Origin of the sequence: Stenotrophomonas sp. TWI819, assembly GCF_039673075.1 — a bacterium.
Classification (GTDB): domain Bacteria; phylum Pseudomonadota; class Gammaproteobacteria; order Xanthomonadales; family Xanthomonadaceae; genus Stenotrophomonas; species Stenotrophomonas rhizophila_B.
Window position 1 is genome coordinate 73,608 of the sequence record NZ_JBDJKY010000007.1, and the last position, 23,809, is coordinate 97,416.

Sequence of the window (23,809 nt, forward strand, 5' to 3'; positions counted from 1 at the left end):
CTGCAGGGAGCCGCAGCGTAAACCGGGCATCGCCACCGCTACAATGCGCGGATGTCGCCCGAAGCCCCCCAACTCGTTCCGCGTCCCTCCCTGCAGCGCCTGTTCCTGACCGGCCTGCTGACCCTGCTGCCGATCTGGCTGACCTGGGTGGTGGTCAAATTCGTGTTCGTGCTGCTCTCCGGCATTTCCAGCCCGCTGGTGGTGCCGCTCTCCGAGCAGATCGCCGCCTCGTTCCCGCATTACCTGGGCTGGATCAAGGTCGAGTGGATGCAGGACATCATCGCCCTGGCCGCCACGCTGCTGGTGATCCTCTCGGTGGGCGTACTCAGCCGCCGCGTGATCGGCCAGCGCCTGCTGCGCTGGTTCGGCGCGGTGATCAAACGCATTCCGCTGGCCAGCATCATCTACGACAGCGCCAAGAAGCTGCTGGACATGCTGCAGACCGAGCCGGGCAGTACCCAGCGCGTGGTGCTGATCGATTTCCCCCACCGGGACATGAAGTCGGTCGGCCTGGTCACCCGGGTGATCAAGGAACAGGGCACCGGCCGCGAACTGGCGGCGGTGTACGTACCCACCACACCCAACCCGACCTCTGGCTATCTGGAAATCGTGCCGGTGGAACTGCTCACGCCCACCGACTGGACCGTGGACCAGGCAATGAGCTTCATCATCTCCGGCGGCGCGGTCGCTCCGGAAAGCGTGCCGTTCACCCGCGCCGGCGATCGTTGAGCATCGCGGCAGCAGCATGCTGCCGCAGCTGACTGGCCGCCGTACATGACAAACCTGACCGGGGGCCGATGCTGGCCGTACGCAGGCGAATCGGGCAAGCTCCCGTGTCTGTGCGTTTACGGAAACAGCCGATGCCCCACCCCGCCCGCGCCCTGGCGCTTGCCATCGCCGTCCTGATGGCCTTCAGCGCCGCCGCCCCGGCCGAAGCTGCCAAGAAAAAGGCCACCCGGCCCGCCGCGACACAGACCCGGCCTGCAGCCAAGCCCAAAGCCAAGCCGCGTGCACGCCCGGCCGCCGCCCCTGCCCGCCAGCCGCTGGTGCGCCAGCAGACCAAGGCCGCGCAGCTGGACCGGATCTACGATGAGTACTGGGATGCCTCGATGCGGCTCAATCCGCTGCAGGCCACGTTCCAGGGCGACAGCCGCCACAACGATCAGCTCCCGAACATCCTCTCTGCCGCCTACCGCCAGCAGTCGCATGACTTCACCGTGGAGTGGCTGGGCAAGGTCGAGAAGATCGGCCCGGACGGCCTGACCGGCCAGGACCTGCTCAGCTACGAGATCTTCGTGCGCGATGCGCGCATGTCGCTGGCCGCCGAGCAGTTCCCCGGCTGGATGCTGCCGGTGAGCCAGTACTACAACCTTGGCAGCATCATGGCCATTCTCGGCTCCGGCTCCGGTGCGCAGCCCTTCAACACGGTGCAGGATTACGATGGCTGGTCACGCCGTTCGCTGGGCATTCCCGCCCTGTTCGAACAGGCCATCGCCAACATGCGCCAGGGCATGGCCGCCGGTGTGGTACAGCCACGCGATCTGATGGAAAAAGTACTGCCGCAGCTGGATGCGGTGATCAAGCCGACCGCCGAAGAGAGCATCTTCTGGGCGCCAATACGTAATCTGCCGGAGGATTTCCCGGCCGCCGACAAGGCCCGTATCACCGCCGAATACAAGCGCATGATCGAGTTGCGCATCATGCCGTCCTACCGCGCCCTGCGCGGCTTCATCGCCACCGAGTACCTGCCCGCCGCACGCAGCACCGATGGCCTGGCGGGCCTGCCCGGCGGCAAGGCCTGGTATGCGCAGACCATCGTGCAAAGCACCGCGTCCACGCTGACGCCCGAACAGATCCATGCGCTGGCCGAACAACGCGTGGCCACCCTGCAGGCGCAGATCGCCGCGATCATGAAAGAGAACAAGATCCGCGGCTCGCAGCAGAAGCTGCTGCGCACCATGCGCACCGACCGCGATTTCCAGTACGCCAACGCCGATGCACTGATCAACCGCTACAAGCAGCTGCAGAGCCAGGTCAACGCACGCCTGCCCACGCTGCTCGGCACGCTGCCCAAGGCGCCGATGGAAATCCGCGCGGTCGAGCCCGAACGCACGGCCACCGCCGGCGCGGTGAGCTATCAGCAGCCGTTGCCGGACGGCATGCGCCCGGGCGTGCTGTACATCAACACCGGCGATCTGCCGAGCCGCCGCCGCTGGTCCGCACCGATGCAGTTCCTGCACGAGGGCATTCCGGGCCATCACGTGCAGCTGGGCCTGCAGCAGGAGCTGGACAAGTTGCCGCGCTTCCGTCGTCTGGGCGGCGATATCGCCTTCGTGGAAGGCTGGGGCCTGTATGCCGAGTCGCTGGGCGAGCAACTGGGCGTCTATCAGGATCCCTACGAGCGGATCGGCTACCTGCAGGCCGCGCTGACCCGTGCCGCGCGCATGTCCGCCGACACCGGCGTGCACGCGCAGGGCTGGAGCAAGCGCCAGGCCGTGGACTATCTGGTCAAGACCGCGGACATGAGCGCCAGCGATGCCACCGCCGAAGTGGAGCGCTTCATGGCCCTGCCCGGGCAGACCCTGGCCAATGGCCTGGGCGAGCTGAAGATGATGGAGCTGCGCGACAAGGCCAAGGCGGCACTGGGGCCGCGTTTCGACGCGCGCCGCTTCCATGAGGAAGTGCTGCGCGATGGCTCGATGCCGCTGGACATCCTGGATGCCAAGATCGCCCGCTGGATCGCCAGCCAGAACGGTGCGGCAACGCCCGCGCCCTGATCGCAGAAGGAACCGAACATGCACATCGTGCGGCATCTACGTGTGTGGATCAGCGCGATGTGCATCGCCGGCAGCGGCACCGTCATCGCAGCGCCGGTGCTGACGCCACCGGATCCGGGCATCGATGCGCTGATGCAGCGCTACGATGGCCAGGTCCCCGGCGCCGCGGTGCTGGTCCTGCACGACGGCACGCCGGTGTTCCGGCGCGGGTACGGCCTGGCGGTGCTGGAAGATCGCACCGCCGTGACCGCGCAGACCAGTTTCCGCCTGGCCTCGGTCAGCAAGCAGTTCACCGCCGCGGCGATCCTGCTGTTGGCCGAAGATGGCGCGTTGACCCTGGATGACCCAGTGAAGCGCTGGCTGCCCTCGTTGCCAGCGGCCGCCGATGCCATCACCCTGCGCCAGCTGCTCAGCCACACCAGCGGCCTGCTCGACTACGAAGACCAGATGACTGCCGACGCGACCGTGCAGGTCCATGACCAGGACGTGCTGCATCTGCTGGAACATCAGGACCGGACATACTTCGCGCCGGGCTCGGCCTACCGTTACAGCAACAGCGGCTACGCGCTGCTGGCGCTGGTGGTCGGCAAGGCCTCCGGCACTGATTTCGCCAGCTTCCTGCGCCAGCGGATTTTCCTGCCGCTGGGCATGCGCGACAGCGTGGCGCATCAGGACGGCGTGGACGACATCGCGCGCCGCGCCTATGGCTACAGCGAGCGCGACGGGCGCTGGCAGCGCACCGATCAAAGCCCGACCAGCGCGGTGCTCGGCGATGGTGGCGTGTATTCCTCGTTGGATGACCTGGCGCGCTGGGATGCGGCGCTGTATGACCAGCGCCTGTTGAAGGCGACATCGTTGAAGCAGATGTTCTCCCCTGCCACCCCCACCGCCGAAACGGATGTGCCGTTCTACGGCTTCGGCTGGCGGCTCAACGGTGGCGCGCAGTGGCACAGCGGCGAGAGCATCGGCTTCCGCAACGTGATCCTGCGCTATCCGGCGCAGCGCCTCACTGTGATCGTACTCAGCAACCGCAACGCCCCCGAACCCTATCCGCTGGCGCTGCAGATCGCCCGGCGCTGGCTGGATACTCTGCAATGAACGCTTCTGACACTTCCCCACTGATCGGCATCCACCACGTGGCCCTGATCTGCGCCGATTACGTCCGCTCCAGAGACTTCTACACCCGCGTGCTCGGCCTGCAGGTGATCGCCGAGAACTACCGGCAGGCGCGCGACTCCTGGAAGCTCGACCTGGCGCTGCCCGATGGCAGCCAGCTGGAGCTGTTCTCGTTCCCGGGCGCGCCGGCACGGCCGAGCCGCCCCGAGGCGCAGGGTCTGCGCCACCTGGCCTTCCGCGTGCATCCGCTGGAGCCGATGATCGAGCGGTTGACCGCGGCCGGCGTGGCCTGCGAACCGATCCGGGTGGACGAGTACACCGGCCGCCGCTTCACCTTCTTCGCCGACCCGGACGACCTGCCGCTGGAGCTGTACGAGATCCCGGCCGACGCCGGCTGAACCGTGCGCCGGGCACGTTCCGTACCGGAGCGAATGGGTATACAGTCGGCCCTGTACCGGCCGCCTGCGCCGGCGTTCACGGACATCCCTGGGAGGGGAACATGCGCAAGACTTTCAAGACCCTGTTGCTGGCGCTGCCGCTGATGATGGCCGCGATGTCGGCCAGCGCCGCCGACGGCGCCGTCGGCCGCTGGAAGACCATCGATGACAAGACCGGCAAGGTGAAGTCGATCGTGGAGATCACCCAGGCCACCAACGGCACGCTGACCGGCAAGGTCGTGGACATCCTGCACTCGGACAAGGGCCCCAATCCGGTCTGCGACGGCTGCGAGGGCGCCAACAAGAACAAGCCGGTCAAAGGCATGACCATCCTGTGGAACCTCAAGGCCGACGGCACCAACGCCTGGTCCGGCGGCACCATCCTGGATCCGGGCAACGGCAAGACCTACAAGTCCAAGATGAAGCTGCAGACCGGCGGCGCCAAGCTGGACGTGTCCGGCTGCGTGGCCTTCATCTGCCGCGCCCAGACCTGGGTGCGCGAGTAAGCCCGGCGCTGCTTTTGAGCCCCCGTAACCCGGCTTCGGCCGGGTTACTGCGTTTTGGCGTGCGATAATCCCCGGTTCCCCTGGCAACAGCGCTCATCATGACCCGCACCGCTCTCGTCACCACCGCCCTGCCCTACGCCAACGGCCCGCTGCACCTGGGCCACCTGGTCGGCTACATCCAGGCTGACATCTGGGTGCGCGCGCGTCGAATGAGCGGCGGCAAGACCTGGTTCGTCTGCGCCGATGACACCCATGGCACCCCGATCATGCTCGCGGCCGAGAAGGCCGGCGTGACCCCGGAGGCCTTCATCGCCAACATCCAGGCCAGCCACGAGCGTGATTTCGCCGCGTTCGGCGTGGCGTTCGATCATTACGACTCGACCAACTCGGCCGCCAACAAGGCGCTGACCGAAGCCTTTTACCTCAAGCTCGAGGCCGAAGGGCACATCGCGCGCCGCTCCGTGGCCCAGTTCTACGACCCGGCCAAGGGCATGTTCCTGCCGGACCGCTACATCAAGGGCATCTGCCCGAACTGCGGTACCCCGGACCAGTACGGCGACAACTGCGAAGTCTGCGGCGCCACCTACAGCCCGACCGACCTGAAGGACCCCAAATCGGTGATCTCCGGCGCCACGCCGGAAATCCGCGATTCGGAGCATTTCTTCTTCGAAGTCGGCCGCTTCGAAGGCTTCCTGCGCGAGTGGCTGGCCGGCGACGTCGCCCTGCCGGGCGTGAAGGCCAAGCTGGGTGAGTGGCTCAATGCCGAGGGTGGCCTGCGCGCGTGGGACATCTCGCGCGATGCGCCGTACTTCGGCTTCCAGATCCCGGGTCACCCGGGCAAGTACTTCTATGTGTGGCTGGATGCGCCGATCGGCTATCTCTCCAGCTTCCAGACCCTGTGCGCGAAGACCGGCGAAGATTTCGATGCGCACCTGCGCGCCGGCACCAGCACCGAGCTGCACCACTTCATCGGCAAGGACATCGTGAACTTCCACGGCCTGTTCTGGCCGGCGGTGCTGCACGGCACCGGCCACCGCGCCCCGACCCGCCTGCACGTCAACGGCTACCTGACCGTGGATGGCGCGAAGATGTCCAAGTCGCGCGGCACCTTCGTGATGGCCCGCACCTTCCTGGATGCCGGGCTGGAACCGGAAGCGCTGCGCTATTACTTCGCGGCCAAGTCCTCTGGCGGCGTGGACGATCTCGACCTGAACCTGGGTGATTTCATCGCGCGCGTCAACGCGGATCTGGTCGGCAAGTTCGTCAACCTGGCCAGCCGTTGCGCCGGCTTCATCAGCAAGCGCTTCGAGGGCCGCCTGGCGGCTGCGCTGCCCGATGCCGCCCAGTACGACCGCTTCGTCGCCGCACTGGCGCCGATCCGCGAGGCGTACGAGCGCAACGATCCGGCTGCCGCGCTGCGCCTGACCATGACCCTGGCCGACGAAGCCAATCGCTACATCGACGACCAGAAGCCGTGGGTGATCGCCAAGCAGGACGGTGCCGACGCGCAGCTGCAATCGGTCTGCACCCAGGGCCTGAACCTGTTCCGCGTGCTGGTCACCGCACTCAAGCCGGTGCTGCCGGCCACCGCCGCGCAGGCCGAGGCTTTCCTGGCCGCGCCCGTGCACGCCTGGACCGACATCGTCGCCCCGCTGACCGCGCACACCATCGCGGTGTATGAGCCCCTGTTCACCCGTATCGACCCGAAAAAAATCGACGCCATGACCGACGCATCCAAGGACACCCTGCAGGCCGCCACCCCGGCCCCCGCCGCCCCGGCCAAACCGGCCAAGCCCGCTGCCGCACCGGCACCGGTTGCTGCGGCCGATGGCGAGGCCGCACCGGCCTACATCGGCATCGACGACTTCGCCAAGCTGGATCTGCGCATCGGCAAGGTGTTGGTCTGCGAGTTCGTGGAAGGTTCTGACAAGCTGCTGCGTTTCGAACTCGACGCCGGTGATCTGGGCAAGCGCCAGATCTTCTCCGGCATCCGCGCCAGCTACGGCGAGCCGGAACAGCTGGTCGGCCGCAGCGTGGTCTTCATCGCCAACCTGGCCCCGCGCAAGATGCGCTTCGGCCTGAGCGAAGGCATGATCCTGTCGGCCGGTTTCGACGGCGGCGCGCTGGCCCTGCTGGATGCCGACAGCGCCGCGTTGCCGGGCATGCCGGTCCGCTGATCGCTGCGGCAGGGCGGCCACCGGGTCGCCCTGCCACGCTCTTCTGCCTGGAGGTGTGGGTTGGAACTGGCGCTGTTCGATTTCGACCACACGGTCACCACCTGCGATACCTACGGGCGTTTCCTGCGCCGCGTGGCGACCCCCGAACAGCTTGCAAAGGCCTGGTGGAAAGTGGGCCCGTGGCTGCTGGCCTATCGCCTGAGGCTGATCTCCGCGCAACGCATCCGCGCCCGTGTCACCCGCCTGACCTTCACCGGCCGCCATCTCGAGGACATCACCGCCCAGGCCGCCGGCTACGCACGTGAGGTGCTGCCGCAGGTGATGCGGCCGGAGATGCTCGAGCAGATCCACTGGCACCTCAAACAGCAACACACCGTGGTGATCGTGTCCGGCTCGCTGGACCTGTACCTGCGCCCGTGGTGCGAGGCGATGGGGTTGCAGCTGATCTGCAACCGGCTGGAGAGCGGCGACGGACGCCTCACCGGGCGCTACGCCGAGGGCGACTGCGCGCCGCACAAGGTGGAGCACATCCGCCGGCGTTACGACCTCGCGCGCTACCTGCGCATCCACGCCTACGGCGACAGCCGCGAAGACCGCCCGATGCTCGGGCTCGCCCACGAGCGCTGGTATCGCGGCAAGCCCATGAAGCCGCGCCGGGATTCACCGGCTACACCACCACCGGCCCGGGACAGCCGGGCCTGATGCCCCACTGCGCAGCCACCGCCACGCCATGAGCCTCCCCATCGATACCCTCACCGAACGCCTCGACCGCCTCCTGCCGCAGACCCAATGCGGGCAATGCGGCTACGACGGCTGCCGCCCGTATGCCGAGGCGATGGCACGCGGCGAGGCGGGCATCGATCACTGCCCGCCCGGCGGCGATGCCGGTGCGCGCGCCTTGGCGAATGTCCTGGGCGTGGCGGCGGTGCCGTTCGACCGCACGCGCGGTGCACACAAGGCACCACAGATCGCGGTGGTGATCGAAGCCGACTGCATCGGCTGCACCAAGTGCATCCAGGCCTGCCCGGTCGATGCGATCGTCGGCGGCGCCAAGTACATGCACACCGTCATCGCCGATCTGTGCACGGGCTGCGAGTTGTGCATCCCGCCGTGCCCGGTGGACTGCATCGACCTGGTCAGCGCGCGCTGACCCTTGCGCCAGCCGCTGGCGGCGGCAGGGTCTGGGCGCACGGCGATGCGTCGATCACCATGGCGCCCAGCGGTCCCGCGGTGCGCTTACGGCAATGCCGCGGTCACCACGATCTCCACTTTCCAGCTCGCATCCGCCAGCTTGGCTTCCACCGTGGCGCGCGCCGGGGTCATGCCGGCCACCACCCACTCATCCCACGCGGCATTCATGCCGGCGAAATCATTGATGTCGGCGAGGAAGATTTCCGCGCGCAGGATGTGCTGCTTGTCACTGGCCACCAGCGCCAGCAGCTTGTCGATCTCTTCCAGCACCTGACGGGTCTGGCCGGTGATGTCCTGGCTGGTGTCTTCGGGGATCTGCCCGGACAGATAGGCGACCTTGTTGTGCACGGTCATTTCGGACATGCGCGGGCCAACGTCGAATCGTTCCAACATGGCGATTGCTCCTCTGGATGAAACCGCATTGTCACCGATGCGGCGCGCGCGTGCCCGCCACCGCAGATCAAGCAGCCACAGCACGCACATCCCACCCGCTTGGCAAGCGTCGGCATCAGGCGCACGATTTGCCGGTCAGGCGCCCACGCCTGCCTTGACTCCTTCATCGCCCACCCCGGAGCACGCTGTACCGATGACCGACACCGCCCCTGCTCCCCCGCCGGCCCGCGCCCCCTGGCGCCGCGCCGCGACCGTCGTCATCCCGCTGGTGATCCTGGCCTTGGCCCTGCGCGGGCTGGCCAACGAATTCGATGAGCATGGCTACCGCGCGATCCGCGAGGCGTTCCGGCATCTGGGCGCCGGCCAGATCGCGCTGACCGTGCTGCTTGGCCTGGCCAGCTATGCCTGCCTGATCGGTTTCGATGCGATCGGTCTGCGCCGCAGCGGCAAGCGCCTGCATCCGGCGCGGGTCGGCATCACCGCGTTCCTGGCGCATACGCTGGGGCAGACCCTGGGCTTTGCGGCCCTCACCGGCGGTGCCGTGCGCCTGCGTGGCTATGGTCGCGCGGGGCTGACGCTGGGCGAGATCGGCCAGGTCGTATTGATGAGCACACTGGGCTTCGTGTTCGGTGCATGGCTGCTGCTGGCGCTGGCCTTCCTGCTTGAACCCGGCGCTGCCGCGCTGGCCCTGCCGATCCCGGTGCCGGCGGTGCGGGTCATCGGCATTCTCGGCCTGCTGGCGTATGCCGGCACGGTGCTGCTGGTCGGCCGCGAGGGCCGTAGTTTCCAGATCCGCGGGCATGCCTTGTGGCTGCCCGACCGCCGCACCATGCTCGGCGTGACCGCCCTGAGTGTGGTCGAGCTGGTGCTGGCCAGTGCCGCGTTCTATGTGCTGCTGCCGATGGATACGCCGACCGGCCTGCCCGGTTTCGTCGGGCTGTATCTGGTCGCGGTGCTGGCCGGCCTGATCTCCAGCGTGCCGGCCGGCCTGGGCGTGTTCGAGTGGAGCCTGCTCAAGCTGCTGCCGCAGGTGGCGCCCGCCGCGGTGCTGGCGGCCGCACTGATCTACCGCGTGACCTATTACGTGTTGCCGCTGCTGCTGGCCACGGTGCTCGCTGTCGCGCCAGCGCTGCGCCGCCCGCTGCGTGCCGGCGCCGGTGCCACCCGGGTCGGCTGGACCGCGCTGCGCCCCTGGCTGCCGCAGATCATCGCGCTGGCGGTGTTCAGCGTCGGCGCCGCACTGGTGATCGATGGCACCTTGCCGACACCACGCCGGCACCTGATCACCGCCTCGCTGCCGATCCTGGAAACCTCGCACCTGCTGGGCAGTCTGGCCGGTGTCGCGCTGCTGTTGATCGGTCAGGGCCTGCAGCGCCGCAGCCATGCCGCGTGGATGCTCGCGCTCGGCATCTGCGTGCTGTCCCCGCTGCCGATCTGGCTGCGCGGCGGGCAGGTGTTGATCGCGCTGTCGGCGTTGTTGGTGGCCGCCGCGCTGTGGGCCTCGCGCCGCGAGTTCTATCGCCAGGGCGCATTGCTGGATGAGGCCTGGTCGTGGCCGTGGATCCGCAACCTCGGGCTGGTGCTGGTCGCGGTGATCTGGCTGCTGTTCTTCGTCTACAGCCACGTGGAATACCAGAACGAGCTGTGGTGGCAGTTCGCACTGCAGGGCAACGCGCCGCGTGCATTGCGTGCGTTGTTGCTGGTGGCGATCGCGCTGACCATCTTCGGCCTGGCGCGGTTGCTGCACAGCACGCGCAGTCCGTTGCCGGCTGCCGATGCCTCCACCCTGGACGCACTCGCGCCGATCCTGGCTGCCGCCGAAGACACCCAGGCCTGCCTGGTGCTCACCGCAGACAAGGCGGTGCTGCGCGATGAAGCGCAGCGGGGCTTCGTGATGATGCAGCGCTACGGCGGCTCGTTGATCGCGATGGGCGATCCGGTCGGCCCGCCCGACGTGGTCCGTGCGCTGATCTGGCGCTTCCGTGAGGAAGCCGATCGGCTCGGCCTGCGCCCGGTGTTCTACCAGGTCGGTGAGGCGCACTGGCAGACTTATCTCGACCTGGGCCTGACCCTGGTCAAGCTTGGCGAAGAGGCGATGGTGCCGCTGCAGGACTTCACCCTGGAAGGCCGCGAGCGCGCCGATCTGCGCCAGGCCTGGAACCGCGGCAAGCGCGGTGGGCTGAGCTTCCGGGTCGCCATGCCCGAGGAAGTGCCTGCCCTGCTGCCGGCGCTGGCAGTGGTCTCCCAGCAATGGCTGGACGACAAGGCCGGCGACGAAAAGGGGTTCTCGCTCGGCAGCTTCGATGCCGCCTATCTGGCGCGTTTCCCGGTCGCGGTGGTGGAGGCCGAAGGGCGCATCGTGGCCTTCGCCAATCTGTGGCAGGCACCGGCCGGAAACGAGCTCTCGGTGGACCTGATGCGGCACGTCGACGATGCGCCCAAGGGCACGATGGATTTCCTGTTCATCGAACTGTTCCTGTGGGGCCGCGCGCACGGCTTCCACCGGTTCTCGCTGGGCATGGCACCGCTGTCGGGGCTGGCCCAGCATCGCCTTGCCGGGCGCTGGAACCGCTTCGCCAACCTGGTCGCGCGGCATGGCGAACGCTTCTACGGCTTCAGCGGCCTGCGCCGTTTCAAGTCGAAGTTCGCCCCGGTCTGGCGCGCACGGTATCTGGCCGCGCCGGGCGGTGTGCACCTGCCGGCCGCCCTGCTGGATGCGACCCGGCTGATCTCACTGGACCCCCGCCGGCACGACTGAGCCCGTGCCGGCACGGACCACCGGCGCTCAGCGCGCCGGCAGATGCTGGACGATGGTGTCGGCGAGGCGATCGTAATCGCCCTTGAAGTGATGGTCGCCGGGAAGCTTGATGACCTGCGCATTGCCACCGGCGGGAAGCGACGGGCACAGCGCGTCGCCATCGTCTTCGCCGTAGACGCACCACGTTTTGCCGGCGGGCAGCCTGGCCACTTCCGGTGCGATCGGCAGGCCATCACCGCCGCCGCCGAGCCAGTTGCTGACATGGAACTCGTAGTCGGCGGTCTTGCCGACCGACAGCAGCGCGATCATCGAGACCGCATCGCGGGTGGCCGGTGACAGTTGATTGATTGCCGCCGGCAGCACATCGGCGCCCTGCGAAAAACCGACCAGCACCACGTTGCGGCGCTGCCACTGGTGGCTGTAGTGAGTGACGATGCGCTCCAGATCGCGGGCGAAGCCGTCGGGCGTGCGTGCGGTCCAGAAGTAGCGCAGCGAGTCCACCCCGACCACCGGCACCCCGGCCTCGCTCAGCGACGCGGCAACCTCCTTGTCCAACCCGGCCCAGCCGCCATCGCCGGAGACGAAGATGGCGAAGGTGTCGCCCGGCTTGCTCGACGGTACATCGACCACTGGCAGGCCCTTGAGGTCATCCGGCGGCGGCGCCAGGCTGACGCCCTTCTGCGCGCCGATCACCTTTGCCGCGGCCAGCAGGCCGGGCAACGCGTCGCCCCGCGCGGTGCGCTCGAACTGGCGCCCCATGCCGACCTTGCGCACGAACGCAGCCGACTCGCCGGCCGGGCAATGCACATCGCCGGCGGCGTTCAACCAGGGGAAATTCAGGTCAGCCGGCTGCAGGCGACCGTGGCTGCTGCCGGCGCCGCAGACCTTGCGCTCGCGCACGCCCGACGGGCAGAAGCCAGTGGTGATCAGTCCGGCGAACACCTGCGTATCGGCCTCGGCGGCCACCGCGTACGCCAGCGCCGCGCCCTCGCCATCGCCGCCAATCAGCGGCAGGTGATAGCCCGGCACGTGCAGGTAGGCCTGGAACCAGCGCGAGAAATTCTCCACATCGCCGGCACCGAACGCGCAATCACCGCTTTTCTCGCGGGCCAGGACCTGGCGCAGATGCGCGACATCGACCTGGGCGACCAGGGCGCCCTCGGCACGCAATGCCTCGATGCGCTGCTGGCTGTCGGCATGGCTGGCGGTACCGTCAAACCACACCACCACCCGTTGCGGGCGACCGTCCGGCAGATACACCGGCACGTTCTCGAAACGCCCGTGATTGAGCTGCTGCGGCGGCGCGGCCAGCGCCTGTCCGGACATCCCCGCCAGCACCACACCCAGCATCATCCCCCAACCGGCTTGCCGCATCGTCGCGCATCCCATGACTAGTGCGCCAACGATACGCCCCTGCCCTGCCAAGGGCATGTACACAGCGTGGCCGGACGCTCAGCGCGCATCGCGACGCGCCTGCCGCCACAGCTGCCAGGCCACCGAGACCAGCCACACCAGCACCACGGCGATCACCAGCTTCTGCCCAGCGCCGCGCGGCGGGCCGCGCCACAGCACGTGCAGCCACAGCAGCACGAAGCACAGCCAGGCCCACCACCAGGCCGGCCCGGCCCACGTGCGCCAGCGCGGATCGGCGCGCAGGTACCAGCTCTGCAGCAGCATCGCCACGCTCACGCACAGGAACGCGGTGTTGGCCGACAGCCCGTGCACCAGCGGTGCCAGCAGCGGCGCGCGCTCGGGCAGCCAGCTGTCGCCGATCGCCACGCCCATCAATCCCAGCGCGGCCACCCAGAACAGCAGCGGCGCGGCAGCACTGCGGCGGGGTGATCGGCTGTTGGCATGCAGGGAGAGGGCCAGCAGCATGATCGCCAGCGCCAGCACACCGTAAGCCGCGCGCAGTGCCAGCCCCCAGGGGCCATGCAGGTACAGGCTCAGGGTGGCCTGCACCCAGTCCAGGTCATCGCGTGCCCATTGCGTCCACAACGCGATGGCCACGAACAGCGCCAGCGCCATCAGCGTGAGCAGAGCAACGCGTGCGTGATGCTGCGCGGGCCAGCGGAAAGGGCGTGGCAAGGGAAGCGACATCGCAGCTCCTGCGGTCAGTCGGTGGCCTCGGGGTGACGCTGTTTCCAGGCGGCCAGCGCGGCGCGGTAGCGCTGCAGCTCATCGCTGTACAGATCCAGCACGCACAGCGGGCAGCCGCTGCCGCAGCACTCGTTGGGGCCGGGTTCTTCCGGCGGCTGCGGACGCGGATCGGGATCTGGAACGGACACGGACATGGCCACACACGTAGGGAAAACAGCGCGCACAGTGTAGCGGGCGTGGTTCAGCGCTCAACCCGCCGGCGCAGGTTGTCGCGCGCGGCCGCATCCAGCCGCTGGTGGAAGAAGTCGCTCAGGAAGATCCGCGGTTGCCCCAGCACCTGCTTGAGGAAGCGCCGGCGGTTGAGCCGGAACAGGAAGCCCGGCACGTGCCCGGTGTACTCCTCGGCGATGCCGCGGTCGTACGCATCGAACACCGTCGCCGGTGCGCCCAGAATGGCCATGTCGCAGTCCAGGAACAGGGCCGCCTCCGGATCGACATCACCGGGCGCCAGTTTGCTGTGGCGGGCAGTCAACGCGATCAACTCGACCACGCGCGCCGCATCGATCCCGGCATCGGGCAGCCAGCGCGCGATGGCCTCGCGCGCCATGTCCGCCGAGCGGGCTTCGTTGTCGCCGCGGCCCGCGTCGTAGATGGCGTCGTGATAGAGCGCGGCCAGTTGCACCTCGCGCGGCTGGCGCCAGCCCGGGCCAGCTTCGGCGACCGTGACGCAGTGCTGCAGAACGGCCTGCACGTGCGACCAGTTGTGGTACGCCCGCGGCGGCAGGGCGTAGGCGGTTTCCAGCTCGGCGAGCTGTCCGGAGGGCAGCGGGATCGGTTCAAAGCGCATGCGGCCATGATTGGCCGCCGGGCGCGTGCTGGCAAGACCGGCACTTTTTTGACCACGTCCATTGCCCCCTTCCTGCACAGGGCGTCGCGAGGGTTATCCACATGTTTGTCGACCGCTGGTCCACATCCTCTGTGGATGGCGTGGACAGCCGATGAACGGCACGCCGGCACGTATCAACGCGCCTAGACTCGACGCGACGGACCCCAAGCGCCCTGCGAGGTGACGGCGATGACCGCATGCAGACTACTGATGCTGTGGATGGCCCTGGCTGCCGTACCGGCCTGGGCGGCGGAGACCGCCGCGCCTCCCCTTCCCACCGCGCCGGTCACCACTGAACTGCCCACGCCGGCGCAGATCCTGGAGGTGCCCGCCCCGCTGCTGACCCTGCTGCAGGAGCAGGTGATCGACCCGGGGTACTCGCGCGAGCGCCGCCTGCAGCGGTTGGTCGAGATGATCTTCGACACGCAGGGGCTGCACCTGGTCTACGACCCCGATGCGACCCACACGATCAGCCAGACGTGGCAGACGCGGCGCGCCAACTGACTCTCGTTCACGCTGTTGTTCGTGACCCTGGCCAACCTTGCCGGCATCGATGCGCATGTCCAGGAAGTGGCGCAGGTGGTGTCCTGGTATCAGTCATCCGGCGTGATCTACAGCATTGGCCACGTCAACGCCAGCATCGTGCTGGACGGGCGCAGCGGCACCGTCGATCTTGACCACAACGTGCTCTATGACCGGTATGGCCCGCAGAAGATCAACGGACAACGCGCGCTGGCCCATTTCTACAACAACCGCGGCGCCGACCGCATGGCCGCCGGCGATACGGCCGGTGCGCGCACCTACTTCCGTGCCGCGCTCGCCCAGGCACCGGACTTTGTCGGCAGCTGGAACAATCTGGGGGTGCTGGATGCGCGCATGGGGGACCTGGACCAGGCCCGGCGCGACTACGAGACCGCCCTGCGCCTGCAGCCGCGGCACGGCGCCAGCCTGAGCAATGCCAGTGCGCTGTACCGGCGCGTGGGCGATACCCGCCAGGCGCAACGGCTGGCGGGCCGGCTGGCGCGGGTACAGCGTAGCGATCCCTTCGCGCAGTACATGTTCGGTGCGCGGGCGGAGCAGCGCCGGGAGTATCCCGACGCGGTGAAGTTCTACCGCCGCGCCGTGCGCCTGTACGGCAGCGCGCATCCCTTCCATTTCGCCCTGGCCCGGGCCTACTTCCTGGCCGGCGACCCGCATCGCGCCTCGCTGGAGATGCAGCGCGCACGGGACCTGGCGGGGGAAAACGGCGATGCGGTCACCTCCCGCTACCAGGCCAAGCTGGACAGCCTGCAGCGCTGGCGCCAGCGTGGCACCAACGCCCACTGAGCCGGCTCAGGCCTTCTTGAGGAAGCAGGTCTTCAGAACCAGACCCTTGATCTTCTCCGAGTTGCCTTCGATGTGCTCGGCATCGTCCTCCACCAGGCGGATGTTGCGGATCACGGTGCCCTGCTTGAGCGGGATGGAGGATCCCTTGACCTTCAGGTCCTTGATCACGGTCACGGTGTCGCCGGCGGCCAGCACGTTGCCGTTGCTGTCGCGCACCACCACGGCCTCGCCGCCACCGTCACCGGCCGCCCACTCGTGGCCGCAGTCCGCGCAGATGAACAGCGCGCCATCGGCATAGGTGTTTTCCAGGGTGCACTGCGGGCAGGCGGGAATGGCGGACATCGACAGCTCTTCGGTTACGAAACGGCCCGTAGTGTAACCGCCCGTTACCCTCTGCCCTTGCGTCGGCGGTCCCGTTGCCGCAAAGTGCGCGCCCCCTGACCACCGGCCCGGCCCGCGCATGAAACTCGGCATCGACTTTGGCACCAGCAACTCCGCCGCCGCCGTGGTGATCGACGGCAAGGTCGTGCCGATCCAGTTCGGCCAGGCCGAACAGTTCCGTACCACGGTGTATTTCCCCGAGGTGATGCGCGACCCGAACGACTTCGAACTGACCCCGGCACTGGAGCACGACCTGGCCCGGCTGGTCGACGCGGCCGCGCGCGATGCCCGTGCCGCCGGCCAGGAGCGCAGCCCCGATGCATTGCGCCGCGAGGCCCTGCGTGTGGTGCGCCGGCAGTGGATGGAAGAGCAGATGCGCGCCCCGCTCAGCTCGACCACCCTGCTGCAGAACGCGGTCTACGGTGATGACGCGCTGGAGGCCTACTTCGAAGAGAACGAAGGCAACCTGGTGCAGAGCCCCAAGTCGATGCTCGGCTACAACCTGCACCCGCGTGCGCGCCAGACCATCGCCGGCATCGCCACGCACATCCTCGAGCACATCCGCCTGACCGCCTCGCGCCAGCTGGACACGCCGATCCGCACCGCCACGCTGGGCCGCCCGGTCCAGTTCCGCAGCTCGATCGGCGAGGCCGGCAACGCGCAGGCGCTGGAGATCCTGCACGGTGCGGCGATCGCAGCCGGCTTCGACAGCATCGATTTCCTCGAAGAGCCGGCGGCCGCCGCGATGCATTACCACGCCGAGAGCCCGCGCGAGCACGACGCGGTGGTGGTGGATATCGGCGGTGGTACCACCGACGTTGCCCATGCGCGCGTAGGCGGCGGCCAGGCCCCGACCATCCACCGTGCCTGGGGTATCGCCCGTGGCGGTACCGATATCGATCTGGCCTTGAGCCTGGGCGGCTACATGCCGCTGTTCGGCCGCGGCATCACCCGCGTGCCGGCGCACCACTACGTGGAAGCGGCGATGGTGCAGGACATGACCCGTCAGCGTGATTTCCGCCAGCACACCTACCGCGATGTGGACGCGCCGTTCGGCCCGCGCCTGACCGCGCTGCAGGACACCGGCAATACCGCGCGCCTGTACCGTGAAGTCGAGCGCTGCAAGATCGCCCTGAGCAGCGTGGCCAGCCACGACAGCGCGCTGGACTTCATCGAACGCGGCCTGCAGATGCAGATCGATGCCTCGCGGCTGGAAACCGCCGCCGGCGGGTATCTGGGCGAGCTGACCGCGCTGCTGGAGCAGGTGCGCAGCGACATCGGCCACGACCCGGCAGCGGTGTTCCTGACCGGTGGCATGTCGCGCGCCGGCTACCTGCAGCAGGCCGTGGCCAACGCCTTCCCGGGCTCGACCCTGGTCCGCGGAAATCCGTCGTTCGGTGTGGTCCACGGGCTGGCATTGGCCGCCGCCAGCTGATCCACCGGCAACGCCAGGCCTTGTCCCACAAGGCCTGAAGAGGTGTGAACGACCTTATTAACAAAACGTTACGCCGAAAGCGCTATCATCTTTCGGCTTCAAAGCGCAATGCGCTTGACGCAACAAGCACCCTCTTCCTGGCCTCCCAGGCCACCGTCCTTTTCGATACTGCCACCGTCCGGACCTGTCCGCGGTGCCGGGATCGCTCATCGCTGTGATCCGGCTCGTTCACAGCCTGCTGCACCCCGAGCCGCCAAGAGACACTCAGATTGGGCGAACGCCTGGCTGCACTTCTTACATCGTCCGAGCCCGACCCCATCGATTGCCGTCGTTGCGACGCGGTGTGCTGTCGGCTCACCGTCACCGTCATGCCTGACGACAACGTGCCCGGCTACCTGCTGGACACCGATGCGCGTGGCGGGACGGTGATGGCACGCAACGAAGAAGGCTGGTGCGCTGCGATCGACCCGTATCACCTGCGCTGCACGATCTACTCGCAGCGACCCGCGATCTGCCGCCAGTTTGACATGGGCGGCGATGATTGCCGCCTCGTGCGGCAGGACTACCGTCGACAACAGCAGGATCTGTCGACGTTTTCTTCCACGCTTCATCCATAGCAGGAGCATCCATGGCTCGTACGCCAAAGACCTCCCCCAAGGCAAGCAACACCGTTCGCGTCGACCGCAAGCAAGGGTCCAACTCCGCCGTCAGCAGCCAGAGCATCGCTGCGGATCTGGCTGCCTTCCGTAAAGGTGGCGGCAAGATCGAAGTGCTGGGCAATACCCTGGCGCTGAAGAAAGCCGGCTGACGTTGCTGCCGACCGCACCGGCATTGGCCGGTGCGGTGGCCGCACTCAGCGGCCCAGACTGACCCGAACGCTCCCGGAATGGGCGCTGATCGAAATATCCCCATCGCCCGATCCCAGACGCGCATCCAGGCTGCGGCCCGGACCATAGCGCGGCTTCTCCACCTGCCCGGCATCGGACTGGATGCCACCACTGAACGTCTTGACGTTCAACTGGGCCGAGACATTGGCCGGCAGCTTCAGCGCGACCGAACCGCTGACCGTCTGCATCGTCACCTTGCCGCCCGGCGCCATGCCGGTCGCGCTCACATCCAGGCTGCCCGAGACGGTTTCCACCGCCAGCCGCTGGATACGCCCAGCATTGACGTTGACCCGGCCGGAGACCGATTCGGCCGCCACTTCTCCTGATGCCCCGCCGCCGGCCAGCAACTGGCCGCTGACCGTGCGCGCATCCAGGCGTGCGGTCTGCAGCTGCGAGCGGATGCCACCACTGACCGTGTTCAACGTCGTTTCGCCGCTGCGTCCGGCCGCCGTGATGCTGCCACTGACGCTGTTGGCCTGCAGCCGGCGCACGTCGATGTCGGCCACATCGATGTCTGCGCTGACGGTGCCCAGCTGCACTTCCACCGAACGTGGCACGCGCAGTTCCAGGGTCGCCCCGCCGTTGCTGCGGCCGCGCGGGTACTCCACTTCCCAGCGCACGCGGTTGCTGCTCTTGTCCTGCTTGAGGGTGAGCCCGTCGGCCATCGAACCGGTCAACGCCACGTCGCTGCGATCCCAGCCGCGCACGGTGACTTTGCCCGCGATGTTGCTGATCTCCACGCGACCGCCGGCGCCCAGTGGATGGCGCTCATTGACGTTGGTGGCGGCCTGGGCGACGAGCGGCAGGCACAGAGCCAGGGCGGCGATCAGGGACAGAGGGATACGCATGGGGTTCTCCTTCAAGTGGGCAGGCCGGCGGACAGCACCGCCTGCTGGGTGAGTTCCAGCCGCAGCGCGTAAGTACGCTGCAGTTGCCCGAGCAGATAGCGCGAGCGGGGGTTTTCAGCGATGGCCGCGCGGATGGTGTCCGCGCTGGCATCGAGTTCATGCAGAGCCGGGCGCCACTCATCGGTGACATCGGCACTGGGCAAGGCCGCAATCGCCTGCTGGTATTCGCCGGCCATCGCATCGGCCTGGCGCTGCAGCAGCGACGGTGCCGGGGTCTGCGGGATCGGCGTGGGCACCACCATCAGCACGGCCAGTGCGGCGGCCATTCCCAGGCCTACGCGCAGCGGCCAGCGATGGCGGTGCGGCCACCGTGCGGCCGGGGTACGGGCGGCACCCTCAGGGGCTGGCGCTTGGCCTGGCAGCCGCGCGGCAATGCCCTGCCACACCCGTGCCGGCGGGACGCGCTCGGTCGGCAGGGCGCGCAGGCGTGCACTCAGCTCGTCGTGAGCGGGCAGTTCGTCGTGATCGGAATCATGGGGGGTCATGCGGTTTCTCCCAGGCGTGCACGCAGCAGGCCGCGCGCACGATGCAATTGTGCTTTGGAACTGCCGACGGCCATCTGCAGCTGGTCGGCGATTTCCTGGTGTTTCCACCCTTCGATGTCATGCAGGACCAGGACCGCGCGGGCCCGTGGCGGCAGTGTTTCCAGCGCGCGCTCCAGGTCCATGGAGGTGCCGGCGCAGCGGTCCTGGGCCGGCAGCATCGCCAACGATTCCCAGCCCTCCTCGCCGGCATCGCGCGCATCGCCGGTGGCGTTGGCGCGCAGTTCCATCAGCGCTGCGTTGACCGCCAGCCGGTGCAGCCAGGTGCCGAGGCTGCTTTCGAAACGGAAGCCCGGCAGGGCGCGCCATGCCTGCAGGAAGGCCTCCTGCAGGGCGTCTTCGGCGCGGGCCGCGTGGCCGCCGCACAGCCGCCATAGCACGGCGTACACGCGCGGCGAATGCCGCCGGTAGATGCGTTCGTATGCGGTCACGTCTCCGGCCGCCGCGGCACGCACGAGGGCGTGGTCATCGGCGGCATCGGCCTGGGTCGTGGCGCTGGAGGCGGGCATGGTCGTGTCGAGCATATCCGTTGGATGCGGGGGGCATGGAAAAGGTTTAAGCCCGTTCTGACTTTACTTTTCAGGTGCCTCCGCTTGGGGCTGCCGCGAGCGTGAGGGCCCCGTAGCAACCGGCAGGCCCCAGGGGCCTACCGGCCGCTACGGGACTCGCGTGTGGCACGCGTGCGGCAAGGCGGATTATTTCTGCGGTCTTTAAACCTTCCTGGCCGGCGCTGCATCCAATCCCATGTCACTACCGGCCCCCGCCAAGGAGTATTCCCATGCCTTCCAGTTGCCTGGCCCTTCTGCTCTCGCTGGCCACCGGCTGCACGCTGCCGTGGAGCCCGCTGCAGATCCAGGTCACGTTGAGGCCCGAAGCGCCCGATGTCTGTGTGCAGTACGCGCAGAACACGCCGCTGTGTGCGTCGGCGATGATCGCTGTGTTTGACGTGTACGGCAGCCCCCTGTCGTAAACCGATACCACGATGCGGTGACGCGCATCGGCATTACCATGGCGGGATCGGCACTATCGCTGCAAAGGAATTCCGCCCCCATGAAAGAGCATCTGCCCGTCTGGACCCACGAATGGCTGCACTACGGGGTCCCTGCCCTGCAGATTCTGGTGACCCTGCTGGTGGCCTGGCTGCTGCGGCTGGTTGCCCGGCGGCTGATCCGCCGCGTCGGTGAGCACTACACGCTGCCGCCGGAAATGATCATGGGCGCGCGCCGGGTGTTCACCTTCGTGGTGTATTTCACCGTGCTGCTGATCGTGCTCAACATCGTGGGCGTCTCGGCGACAGTGCTGTGGACCGCCTTCACCGGGTTTGCTGCGGTCGGCGCGGTGGCGTTCTTCGCGGCGTGGAGCGTGTTGTCGAACATCTTCTGCACGCTGCTGATCTTCACCACACGCCCGTTCCGCCTGCACGATTACATCGAGCTGCTGGAGAACGGTGAGAAGCCTGGACTCAAGGGCCGCGTGATCGACATCAATCTGATCTACACCACGTTGCAGGAAACCGGCAGCGGGCACGAAGGCACGGTGCTGCAGATGCCCAACAACATGTTCTTCCAGCGCACGGTGCGCCGCTGGCGGGATCCGTCGCAGGCGCCGGGCGGCATTCAAGGGGACGGTTGAGTCCCCGCCGCCGTCGGCCAGGCAATGCCCGCCGCAGGATCGATAGCTAGCGCAGCTGGCTGTCCTTGCTGCCGCGGCGGTTGTAGCTGCTTCCTTCCTGCTGGGCGGCGTCCTCTTCTTCCTGGCAGCGCACGCACAGGCGCACGCCGGGCACCGCCTTGCGCCGCGCCTCGGGTATGGGCGCCTCGCAGTGTTCGCAGTGGGTCAATCCGGGGCCGTCACGCAGCTGGGCGCGGGCGCGCTGGATGGCCTCATCGACGGTGGCGTCGATCTGATCCTGGACGGCGCCGTCGCCTGCCCAACCTGTCGCCATGATGCTTCTCCCATGCCGGTGCCAGAGAACCAGCATAGACCCGGGTCACCGCGCCCAGCCGACGCGGGGCTGAACGCACGCGGCGCCGGGTGAACGCTTCAGACGTGGCTTACCAGACCAGGTCGTCCGGCACCTGGAACTGGGCGTAGTACGCATCGTCCTCGGCATTGCCGGTGCTCGGCTCGCTGCCGGGCTGGCTGTTGTCGAGCACGATCACGCTGGCATCGCGCTCACGGACCTTCTCGGCCGCCGCCCGCGGCAGCAGTTCGAAACCGTCACCATGGCGCACGATCACCAGGCTGCCCGAGGCCAGTTGGCGGCGCAGCATGTTGTTGACCAGCATCGTGCGGATCAGCGTGCCGTCATTGAAGCGGTACTCACTTTCACCTTCACGCTTGACCTTGTGCGCCTCGATGATCTGGCGGACCTGGGCCTGCAGTTCCTGGGCGTGGGCCTTGGCTTTGCGCTCGGCTTCCAGCGCGCGATCGCGCTCGGCCTTTTCCGCGCGCAGGCGCTCGGCCTCACGCTGGCTTTCGCTGGGCGCGGCCGGAGCCTTGCCGTGACGGGCTTTCACCTGTTCACGGGCGGCCTGGGAGACCTGGGATTTCTTGACCAGCCCAGCTTTGAGCAGCTGCTCCTGCAGGGGATTTGCCTTCGCCATACGCCTAGCATCTGTTGTTACGGGATTCCGGAGGCCATCATACTGGTCTGCCCGCCCCGTCCCAACCGCCCGATGACCGCCCTGAAGTACCTCGCCGGCTATCCCGACGCCCTGCAGCAGCAGGTGCGCGAGCTGATCGCGGGCGACCGGCTGGGGCCCTGGCTGGAGCGCCGCTATGCCGAACTGCATACGGTGCGCAACGACCGCCAGCTGTACGACTACACCCAGGGCCTGAAAGAGCGCTACCTGCGCCAGTCCGCGCCGCTGTCCAAGGTGATCTACGACAGCAGGCTGCAGGTCCTCAAGCACGCGCTGGGCACCCACACCACGGTCTCGCGTGTGCAGGGCAGCCGGCTCAAGGCCAGCCGCGAGATCCGCATCGCCACGGTATTCCGGGAGGCACCGGCCCCGTTCCTGAAGATGATCGTGGTGCACGAGCTGGCCCATCTGAAGGAATCGGACCACAACAAGGCGTTCTACCAGCTGTGCACCCACATGGAAGCGGATTACCACCAGCTGGAGTTCGATCTGCGCCTGTACTTGACCCACCTGGAACGCACGGCGGCCTGAGCCGCAGCGGCCCTCATCGCGCAGCGCCGGGCCCCAGCCAGTACACTCCCCGCCCGTTTCCCGTTTTATGTTGCCAGCCCGATGACCGACCCGATCCGACTCGACAAACGCCTGACCAGCCTGATCGGCTGCTCCCGTGGCGACGCCCAGCGCTATATCGAGGGCGGCTGGGTGACCGTCAACGGCCAGGTGGTCGAACAGCCGCAGACGATGGTCACCGACGAGGACATCGTGCTGCGCGAGAACGCCGAGGCGACCCGCACCGAGACCGTGAGCATGCTGCTGCACAAGCCGGCCGGCATGCGCTCGGACGAACTGTGCGCGCTGGTGACTCCGGAAAGCCGCAGTGAACTCGACGCCACCGGTGTGACCCTGCTGCAGCGGCATTTCCACGCCCTGCAGCTGGTGATGCCGCTGTCCGATGACGAAAGCGGCCTGGTCGTGGTCAGCCAGGACGGGCGCGTGATCTCGCACCTGAAGGATCGCGGCGCAACGCTGGAGCAGGAATACCTGGTGGAAGTCAGTGGCGAGCTGGCGCCCTACGGCATGAAGCGCCTCGCGCACGGCCTGAGCTTCCGCAGCTGGCCGTTGCCACCGTGCAAGGTGAGCTGGCAGAACGAAACCCGCCTGCGCTTTGCGATCAAGCCGGTGCATCCGGGCCAGCTGCGCGACATGTGCGCCCAGGTCGGGCTGGAGGTCATCAGCATCCGCCGCCTGCGCATCGGCCGCGTGGCGATGGGCAAGCTGGTCCCGGGCCAGTGGCGTTACCTGGCGCCGGACGAGCGTTTCTAAACCGCGCCAGCACTCGCCCTG

General features: G+C 67.9%; 29 protein-coding genes. 18 read left to right on the forward strand and 11 right to left on the reverse strand.

Features of this window, described 5'->3' with window-relative positions:
* Nucleotides 1–51 precede the first annotated feature (51 nt).
* The 8 genes from ABE463_RS11325 (at nucleotide 52) to rnfB (ending at nucleotide 8,163) form a co-directional block, all read left to right on the forward strand.
* Nucleotides 52–729, forward strand: a complete 678-nt coding sequence (locus ABE463_RS11325) for a DUF502 domain-containing protein (RefSeq protein ID WP_123730567.1) — start codon at nucleotides 52–54, stop codon at nucleotides 727–729.
* A 131-nt stretch (nucleotides 730–860) separates the two neighbouring features.
* Nucleotides 861–2,777 carry a DUF885 family protein gene (locus ABE463_RS11330; RefSeq protein WP_346468231.1) on the forward strand — a complete coding sequence of 639 codons (1,917 nt, stop codon included), beginning with the start codon at nucleotides 861–863 and terminating at the stop codon, nucleotides 2,775–2,777.
* An 18-nt stretch (nucleotides 2,778–2,795) separates the two neighbouring features.
* Nucleotides 2,796–3,875, forward strand: coding sequence for a serine hydrolase domain-containing protein (locus tag ABE463_RS11335; RefSeq protein WP_346468232.1), 1,080 nt, complete (start codon nucleotides 2,796–2,798; stop codon nucleotides 3,873–3,875).
* A complete protein-coding gene (locus tag ABE463_RS11340) occupies nucleotides 3,872–4,291 on the forward strand; it encodes a VOC family protein (RefSeq protein WP_346468233.1) in 420 nt (139 codons plus the stop codon). The genes ABE463_RS11335 and ABE463_RS11340 overlap by 4 nt, the downstream gene beginning before the upstream one ends.
* Nucleotides 4,292–4,392: 101 nt before the next feature.
* Nucleotides 4,393–4,836 (forward strand): DUF2147 domain-containing protein, encoded by a 444-nt coding sequence (locus ABE463_RS11345; protein ID WP_121038630.1) that lies wholly within the window; start codon nucleotides 4,393–4,395, stop codon nucleotides 4,834–4,836.
* Nucleotides 4,837–4,934: 98 nt separating this feature from the next.
* Nucleotides 4,935–7,013, forward strand: a complete 2,079-nt coding sequence (gene metG, locus ABE463_RS11350; protein WP_346468234.1) for a methionine--tRNA ligase — start codon at nucleotides 4,935–4,937, stop codon at nucleotides 7,011–7,013.
* Nucleotides 7,014–7,073: 60 nt separating this feature from the next.
* On the forward strand, nucleotides 7,074–7,715 hold the full coding sequence (locus ABE463_RS11355; protein ID WP_346468235.1) for an HAD family hydrolase: 642 nt from the start codon (nucleotides 7,074–7,076) through the stop codon (nucleotides 7,713–7,715).
* A gap of 28 nt (nucleotides 7,716–7,743) precedes the next feature.
* Nucleotides 7,744–8,163: an Rnf electron transport complex subunit RnfB gene (gene rnfB / locus ABE463_RS11360; protein WP_346468236.1), complete on the forward strand. Its 420-nt coding sequence runs from the start codon at nucleotides 7,744–7,746 to the stop codon at nucleotides 8,161–8,163.
* Nucleotides 8,164–8,249: 86 nt separating this feature from the next.
* Here rnfB and ABE463_RS11365 read toward each other — a convergent pair whose 3' ends face one another.
* On the reverse strand, nucleotides 8,250–8,597 hold the full coding sequence (locus ABE463_RS11365; RefSeq protein ID WP_121038644.1) for a RidA family protein: 348 nt from the start codon (nucleotides 8,595–8,597) through the stop codon (nucleotides 8,250–8,252).
* 193 nt (nucleotides 8,598–8,790) lie between these two features.
* Between ABE463_RS11365 and mprF the strand changes: the two genes are divergently transcribed.
* The gene (gene mprF / locus ABE463_RS11370; RefSeq protein WP_346468237.1) at nucleotides 8,791–11,355 is read left to right on the forward strand and encodes a bifunctional lysylphosphatidylglycerol flippase/synthetase MprF; all 2,565 of its coding nucleotides are present in this window, start codon (nucleotides 8,791–8,793) and stop codon (nucleotides 11,353–11,355) included.
* A gap of 27 nt (nucleotides 11,356–11,382) precedes the next feature.
* Here mprF and ABE463_RS11375 read toward each other — a convergent pair whose 3' ends face one another.
* The 4 genes from ABE463_RS11375 to ABE463_RS11390 all read right to left on the reverse strand — a co-directional run bounded on the left by ABE463_RS11375 (nucleotide 11,383) and on the right by ABE463_RS11390 (nucleotide 14,302).
* Nucleotides 11,383–12,729, reverse strand: coding sequence for an AcvB/VirJ family lysyl-phosphatidylglycerol hydrolase (locus ABE463_RS11375; RefSeq protein ID WP_346468238.1), 1,347 nt, complete (start codon nucleotides 12,727–12,729; stop codon nucleotides 11,383–11,385).
* Between the two features lie 78 nt (nucleotides 12,730–12,807).
* Complete coding sequence (locus tag ABE463_RS11380; RefSeq protein ID WP_346468239.1) at nucleotides 12,808–13,455, reverse strand: DUF998 domain-containing protein; 648 nt, start codon at nucleotides 13,453–13,455, stop codon at nucleotides 12,808–12,810.
* Nucleotides 13,456–13,469: 14 nt separating this feature from the next.
* Complete coding sequence (locus ABE463_RS11385; protein ID WP_319623573.1) at nucleotides 13,470–13,649, reverse strand: oxidoreductase-like domain-containing protein; 180 nt, start codon at nucleotides 13,647–13,649, stop codon at nucleotides 13,470–13,472.
* Nucleotides 13,650–13,696: 47 nt separating this feature from the next.
* Nucleotides 13,697–14,302, reverse strand: coding sequence for a hypothetical protein (locus ABE463_RS11390; RefSeq protein ID WP_346468240.1), 606 nt, complete (start codon nucleotides 14,300–14,302; stop codon nucleotides 13,697–13,699).
* A gap of 249 nt (nucleotides 14,303–14,551) precedes the next feature.
* Here ABE463_RS11390 and ABE463_RS11395 point away from each other — a divergent pair, with 249 nt between their 5' ends.
* Both ABE463_RS11395 and ABE463_RS11400 read left to right on the forward strand, forming a co-directional pair.
* The gene (locus tag ABE463_RS11395) at nucleotides 14,552–14,845 is read left to right on the forward strand and encodes a hypothetical protein (protein WP_346468241.1); all 294 of its coding nucleotides are present in this window, start codon (nucleotides 14,552–14,554) and stop codon (nucleotides 14,843–14,845) included.
* Between the two features lie 21 nt (nucleotides 14,846–14,866).
* Entirely contained in the window at nucleotides 14,867–15,667 is an 801-nt protein-coding gene (locus ABE463_RS11400) for a tetratricopeptide repeat protein (RefSeq protein ID WP_346468242.1), read from the forward strand.
* Between the two features lie 6 nt (nucleotides 15,668–15,673).
* Here the strand turns inward: ABE463_RS11400 and ABE463_RS11405 are convergent, their stop codons facing one another.
* Nucleotides 15,674–16,009, reverse strand: a complete 336-nt coding sequence (locus tag ABE463_RS11405) for a zinc ribbon domain-containing protein YjdM (RefSeq protein WP_123730554.1) — start codon at nucleotides 16,007–16,009, stop codon at nucleotides 15,674–15,676.
* Between the two features lie 118 nt (nucleotides 16,010–16,127).
* Here ABE463_RS11405 and ABE463_RS11410 point away from each other — a divergent pair, with 118 nt between their 5' ends.
* The 3 genes from ABE463_RS11410 (at nucleotide 16,128) to ABE463_RS11420 (ending at nucleotide 18,291) form a co-directional block, all read left to right on the forward strand.
* Nucleotides 16,128–17,483: an Hsp70 family protein gene (locus tag ABE463_RS11410; RefSeq protein WP_346468243.1), complete on the forward strand. Its 1,356-nt coding sequence runs from the start codon at nucleotides 16,128–16,130 to the stop codon at nucleotides 17,481–17,483.
* A 317-nt stretch (nucleotides 17,484–17,800) separates the two neighbouring features.
* Nucleotides 17,801–18,100 (forward strand): YkgJ family cysteine cluster protein, encoded by a 300-nt coding sequence (locus ABE463_RS11415; RefSeq protein WP_080114834.1) that lies wholly within the window; start codon nucleotides 17,801–17,803, stop codon nucleotides 18,098–18,100.
* Nucleotides 18,101–18,111: 11 nt separating this feature from the next.
* Nucleotides 18,112–18,291, forward strand: coding sequence for a hypothetical protein (locus ABE463_RS11420; protein ID WP_019183415.1), 180 nt, complete (start codon nucleotides 18,112–18,114; stop codon nucleotides 18,289–18,291).
* Between the two features lie 45 nt (nucleotides 18,292–18,336).
* Here ABE463_RS11420 and ABE463_RS11425 read toward each other — a convergent pair whose 3' ends face one another.
* The 3 genes from ABE463_RS11425 to ABE463_RS11435 are packed head-to-tail and all read right to left on the reverse strand — an operon-like array spanning nucleotide 18,337 to nucleotide 20,344.
* Nucleotides 18,337–19,218, reverse strand: a complete 882-nt coding sequence (locus ABE463_RS11425) for a DUF4097 family beta strand repeat-containing protein (protein ID WP_346468244.1) — start codon at nucleotides 19,216–19,218, stop codon at nucleotides 18,337–18,339.
* A gap of 11 nt (nucleotides 19,219–19,229) precedes the next feature.
* A complete protein-coding gene (locus ABE463_RS11430; RefSeq protein ID WP_346468245.1) occupies nucleotides 19,230–19,763 on the reverse strand; it encodes an anti-sigma factor in 534 nt (177 codons plus the stop codon).
* Complete coding sequence (locus ABE463_RS11435) at nucleotides 19,760–20,344, reverse strand: sigma-70 family RNA polymerase sigma factor (RefSeq protein WP_346468246.1); 585 nt, start codon at nucleotides 20,342–20,344, stop codon at nucleotides 19,760–19,762. Before ABE463_RS11435 ends, ABE463_RS11430 begins: the two co-directional genes overlap by 4 nt.
* 254 nt (nucleotides 20,345–20,598) lie before the next feature.
* Between ABE463_RS11435 and ABE463_RS11440 the strand changes: the two genes are divergently transcribed.
* On the forward strand, nucleotides 20,599–20,790 hold the full coding sequence (locus ABE463_RS11440; RefSeq protein ID WP_346468247.1) for a hypothetical protein: 192 nt from the start codon (nucleotides 20,599–20,601) through the stop codon (nucleotides 20,788–20,790).
* An 80-nt stretch (nucleotides 20,791–20,870) separates the two neighbouring features.
* Nucleotides 20,871–21,452 carry a mechanosensitive ion channel family protein gene (locus ABE463_RS11445; protein ID WP_346468248.1) on the forward strand — a complete coding sequence of 194 codons (582 nt, stop codon included), beginning with the start codon at nucleotides 20,871–20,873 and terminating at the stop codon, nucleotides 21,450–21,452.
* Nucleotides 21,453–21,498: 46 nt separating this feature from the next.
* On the opposite strand, the gene ABE463_RS11450 is transcribed toward ABE463_RS11445, so the two are convergent.
* Both ABE463_RS11450 and ABE463_RS11455 read right to left on the reverse strand, forming a co-directional pair.
* Nucleotides 21,499–21,765, reverse strand: a complete 267-nt coding sequence (locus tag ABE463_RS11450; RefSeq protein WP_259259555.1) for a DksA/TraR family C4-type zinc finger protein — start codon at nucleotides 21,763–21,765, stop codon at nucleotides 21,499–21,501.
* Between the two features lie 109 nt (nucleotides 21,766–21,874).
* Nucleotides 21,875–22,426, reverse strand: a complete 552-nt coding sequence (locus ABE463_RS11455) for a DUF2058 domain-containing protein (RefSeq protein ID WP_346468249.1) — start codon at nucleotides 22,424–22,426, stop codon at nucleotides 21,875–21,877.
* Nucleotides 22,427–22,498: 72 nt separating this feature from the next.
* Between ABE463_RS11455 and ABE463_RS11460 the strand changes: the two genes are divergently transcribed.
* Both ABE463_RS11460 and ABE463_RS11465 read left to right on the forward strand, forming a co-directional pair.
* On the forward strand, nucleotides 22,499–22,996 hold the full coding sequence (locus tag ABE463_RS11460; RefSeq protein ID WP_259259553.1) for a M48 family metallopeptidase: 498 nt from the start codon (nucleotides 22,499–22,501) through the stop codon (nucleotides 22,994–22,996).
* A gap of 81 nt (nucleotides 22,997–23,077) precedes the next feature.
* Nucleotides 23,078–23,788, forward strand: coding sequence for an rRNA pseudouridine synthase (locus ABE463_RS11465; protein ID WP_121038691.1), 711 nt, complete (start codon nucleotides 23,078–23,080; stop codon nucleotides 23,786–23,788).
* Nucleotides 23,789–23,809: the final 21 nt, after the last annotated feature.

What these genes read in the sequence shown, in the direction of transcription:
- ABE463_RS11325 (WP_123730567.1), top strand. Translation starts at nt 52, where the DNA reads ATGTCGCCCGAAGCCCCCCAACTCGTTCCGCGTCCCTCCCTGCAGCGC.
- ABE463_RS11330 (WP_346468231.1), top strand. Translation starts at nt 861, where the DNA reads ATGCCCCACCCCGCCCGCGCCCTGGCGCTTGCCATCGCCGTCCTGATG.
- ABE463_RS11335 (WP_346468232.1), top strand. Translation starts at nt 2,796, where the DNA reads ATGCACATCGTGCGGCATCTACGTGTGTGGATCAGCGCGATGTGCATC.
- ABE463_RS11340 (WP_346468233.1), top strand. Translation starts at nt 3,872, where the DNA reads ATGAACGCTTCTGACACTTCCCCACTGATCGGCATCCACCACGTGGCC.
- ABE463_RS11345 (WP_121038630.1), top strand. Translation starts at nt 4,393, where the DNA reads ATGCGCAAGACTTTCAAGACCCTGTTGCTGGCGCTGCCGCTGATGATG.
- metG (WP_346468234.1), top strand. Translation starts at nt 4,935, where the DNA reads ATGACCCGCACCGCTCTCGTCACCACCGCCCTGCCCTACGCCAACGGC.
- rnfB (WP_346468236.1), top strand. Translation starts at nt 7,744, where the DNA reads ATGAGCCTCCCCATCGATACCCTCACCGAACGCCTCGACCGCCTCCTG.
- ABE463_RS11365 (WP_121038644.1), bottom strand. Translation starts at nt 8,597, where the DNA reads ATGTTGGAACGATTCGACGTTGGCCCGCGCATGTCCGAAATGACCGTG.
- mprF (WP_346468237.1), top strand. Translation starts at nt 8,791, where the DNA reads ATGACCGACACCGCCCCTGCTCCCCCGCCGGCCCGCGCCCCCTGGCGC.
- ABE463_RS11375 (WP_346468238.1), bottom strand. Translation starts at nt 12,729, where the DNA reads ATGCGGCAAGCCGGTTGGGGGATGATGCTGGGTGTGGTGCTGGCGGGG.
- ABE463_RS11380 (WP_346468239.1), bottom strand. Translation starts at nt 13,455, where the DNA reads ATGTCGCTTCCCTTGCCACGCCCTTTCCGCTGGCCCGCGCAGCATCAC.
- ABE463_RS11385 (WP_319623573.1), bottom strand. Translation starts at nt 13,649, where the DNA reads ATGTCCGTGTCCGTTCCAGATCCCGATCCGCGTCCGCAGCCGCCGGAA.
- ABE463_RS11390 (WP_346468240.1), bottom strand. Translation starts at nt 14,302, where the DNA reads ATGCGCTTTGAACCGATCCCGCTGCCCTCCGGACAGCTCGCCGAGCTG.
- ABE463_RS11395 (WP_346468241.1), top strand. Translation starts at nt 14,552, where the DNA reads ATGCTGTGGATGGCCCTGGCTGCCGTACCGGCCTGGGCGGCGGAGACC.
- ABE463_RS11405 (WP_123730554.1), bottom strand. Translation starts at nt 16,009, where the DNA reads ATGTCCGCCATTCCCGCCTGCCCGCAGTGCACCCTGGAAAACACCTAT.
- ABE463_RS11410 (WP_346468243.1), top strand. Translation starts at nt 16,128, where the DNA reads ATGAAACTCGGCATCGACTTTGGCACCAGCAACTCCGCCGCCGCCGTG.
- ABE463_RS11420 (WP_019183415.1), top strand. Translation starts at nt 18,112, where the DNA reads ATGGCTCGTACGCCAAAGACCTCCCCCAAGGCAAGCAACACCGTTCGC.
- ABE463_RS11425 (WP_346468244.1), bottom strand. Translation starts at nt 19,218, where the DNA reads ATGCGTATCCCTCTGTCCCTGATCGCCGCCCTGGCTCTGTGCCTGCCG.
- ABE463_RS11430 (WP_346468245.1), bottom strand. Translation starts at nt 19,763, where the DNA reads ATGACCCCCCATGATTCCGATCACGACGAACTGCCCGCTCACGACGAG.
- ABE463_RS11435 (WP_346468246.1), bottom strand. Translation starts at nt 20,344, where the DNA reads ATGCTCGACACGACCATGCCCGCCTCCAGCGCCACGACCCAGGCCGAT.
- ABE463_RS11440 (WP_346468247.1), top strand. Translation starts at nt 20,599, where the DNA reads ATGCCTTCCAGTTGCCTGGCCCTTCTGCTCTCGCTGGCCACCGGCTGC.
- ABE463_RS11445 (WP_346468248.1), top strand. Translation starts at nt 20,871, where the DNA reads ATGAAAGAGCATCTGCCCGTCTGGACCCACGAATGGCTGCACTACGGG.
- ABE463_RS11450 (WP_259259555.1), bottom strand. Translation starts at nt 21,765, where the DNA reads ATGGCGACAGGTTGGGCAGGCGACGGCGCCGTCCAGGATCAGATCGAC.
- ABE463_RS11455 (WP_346468249.1), bottom strand. Translation starts at nt 22,426, where the DNA reads ATGGCGAAGGCAAATCCCCTGCAGGAGCAGCTGCTCAAAGCTGGGCTG.
- ABE463_RS11460 (WP_259259553.1), top strand. Translation starts at nt 22,499, where the DNA reads ATGACCGCCCTGAAGTACCTCGCCGGCTATCCCGACGCCCTGCAGCAG.
- ABE463_RS11465 (WP_121038691.1), top strand. Translation starts at nt 23,078, where the DNA reads ATGACCGACCCGATCCGACTCGACAAACGCCTGACCAGCCTGATCGGC.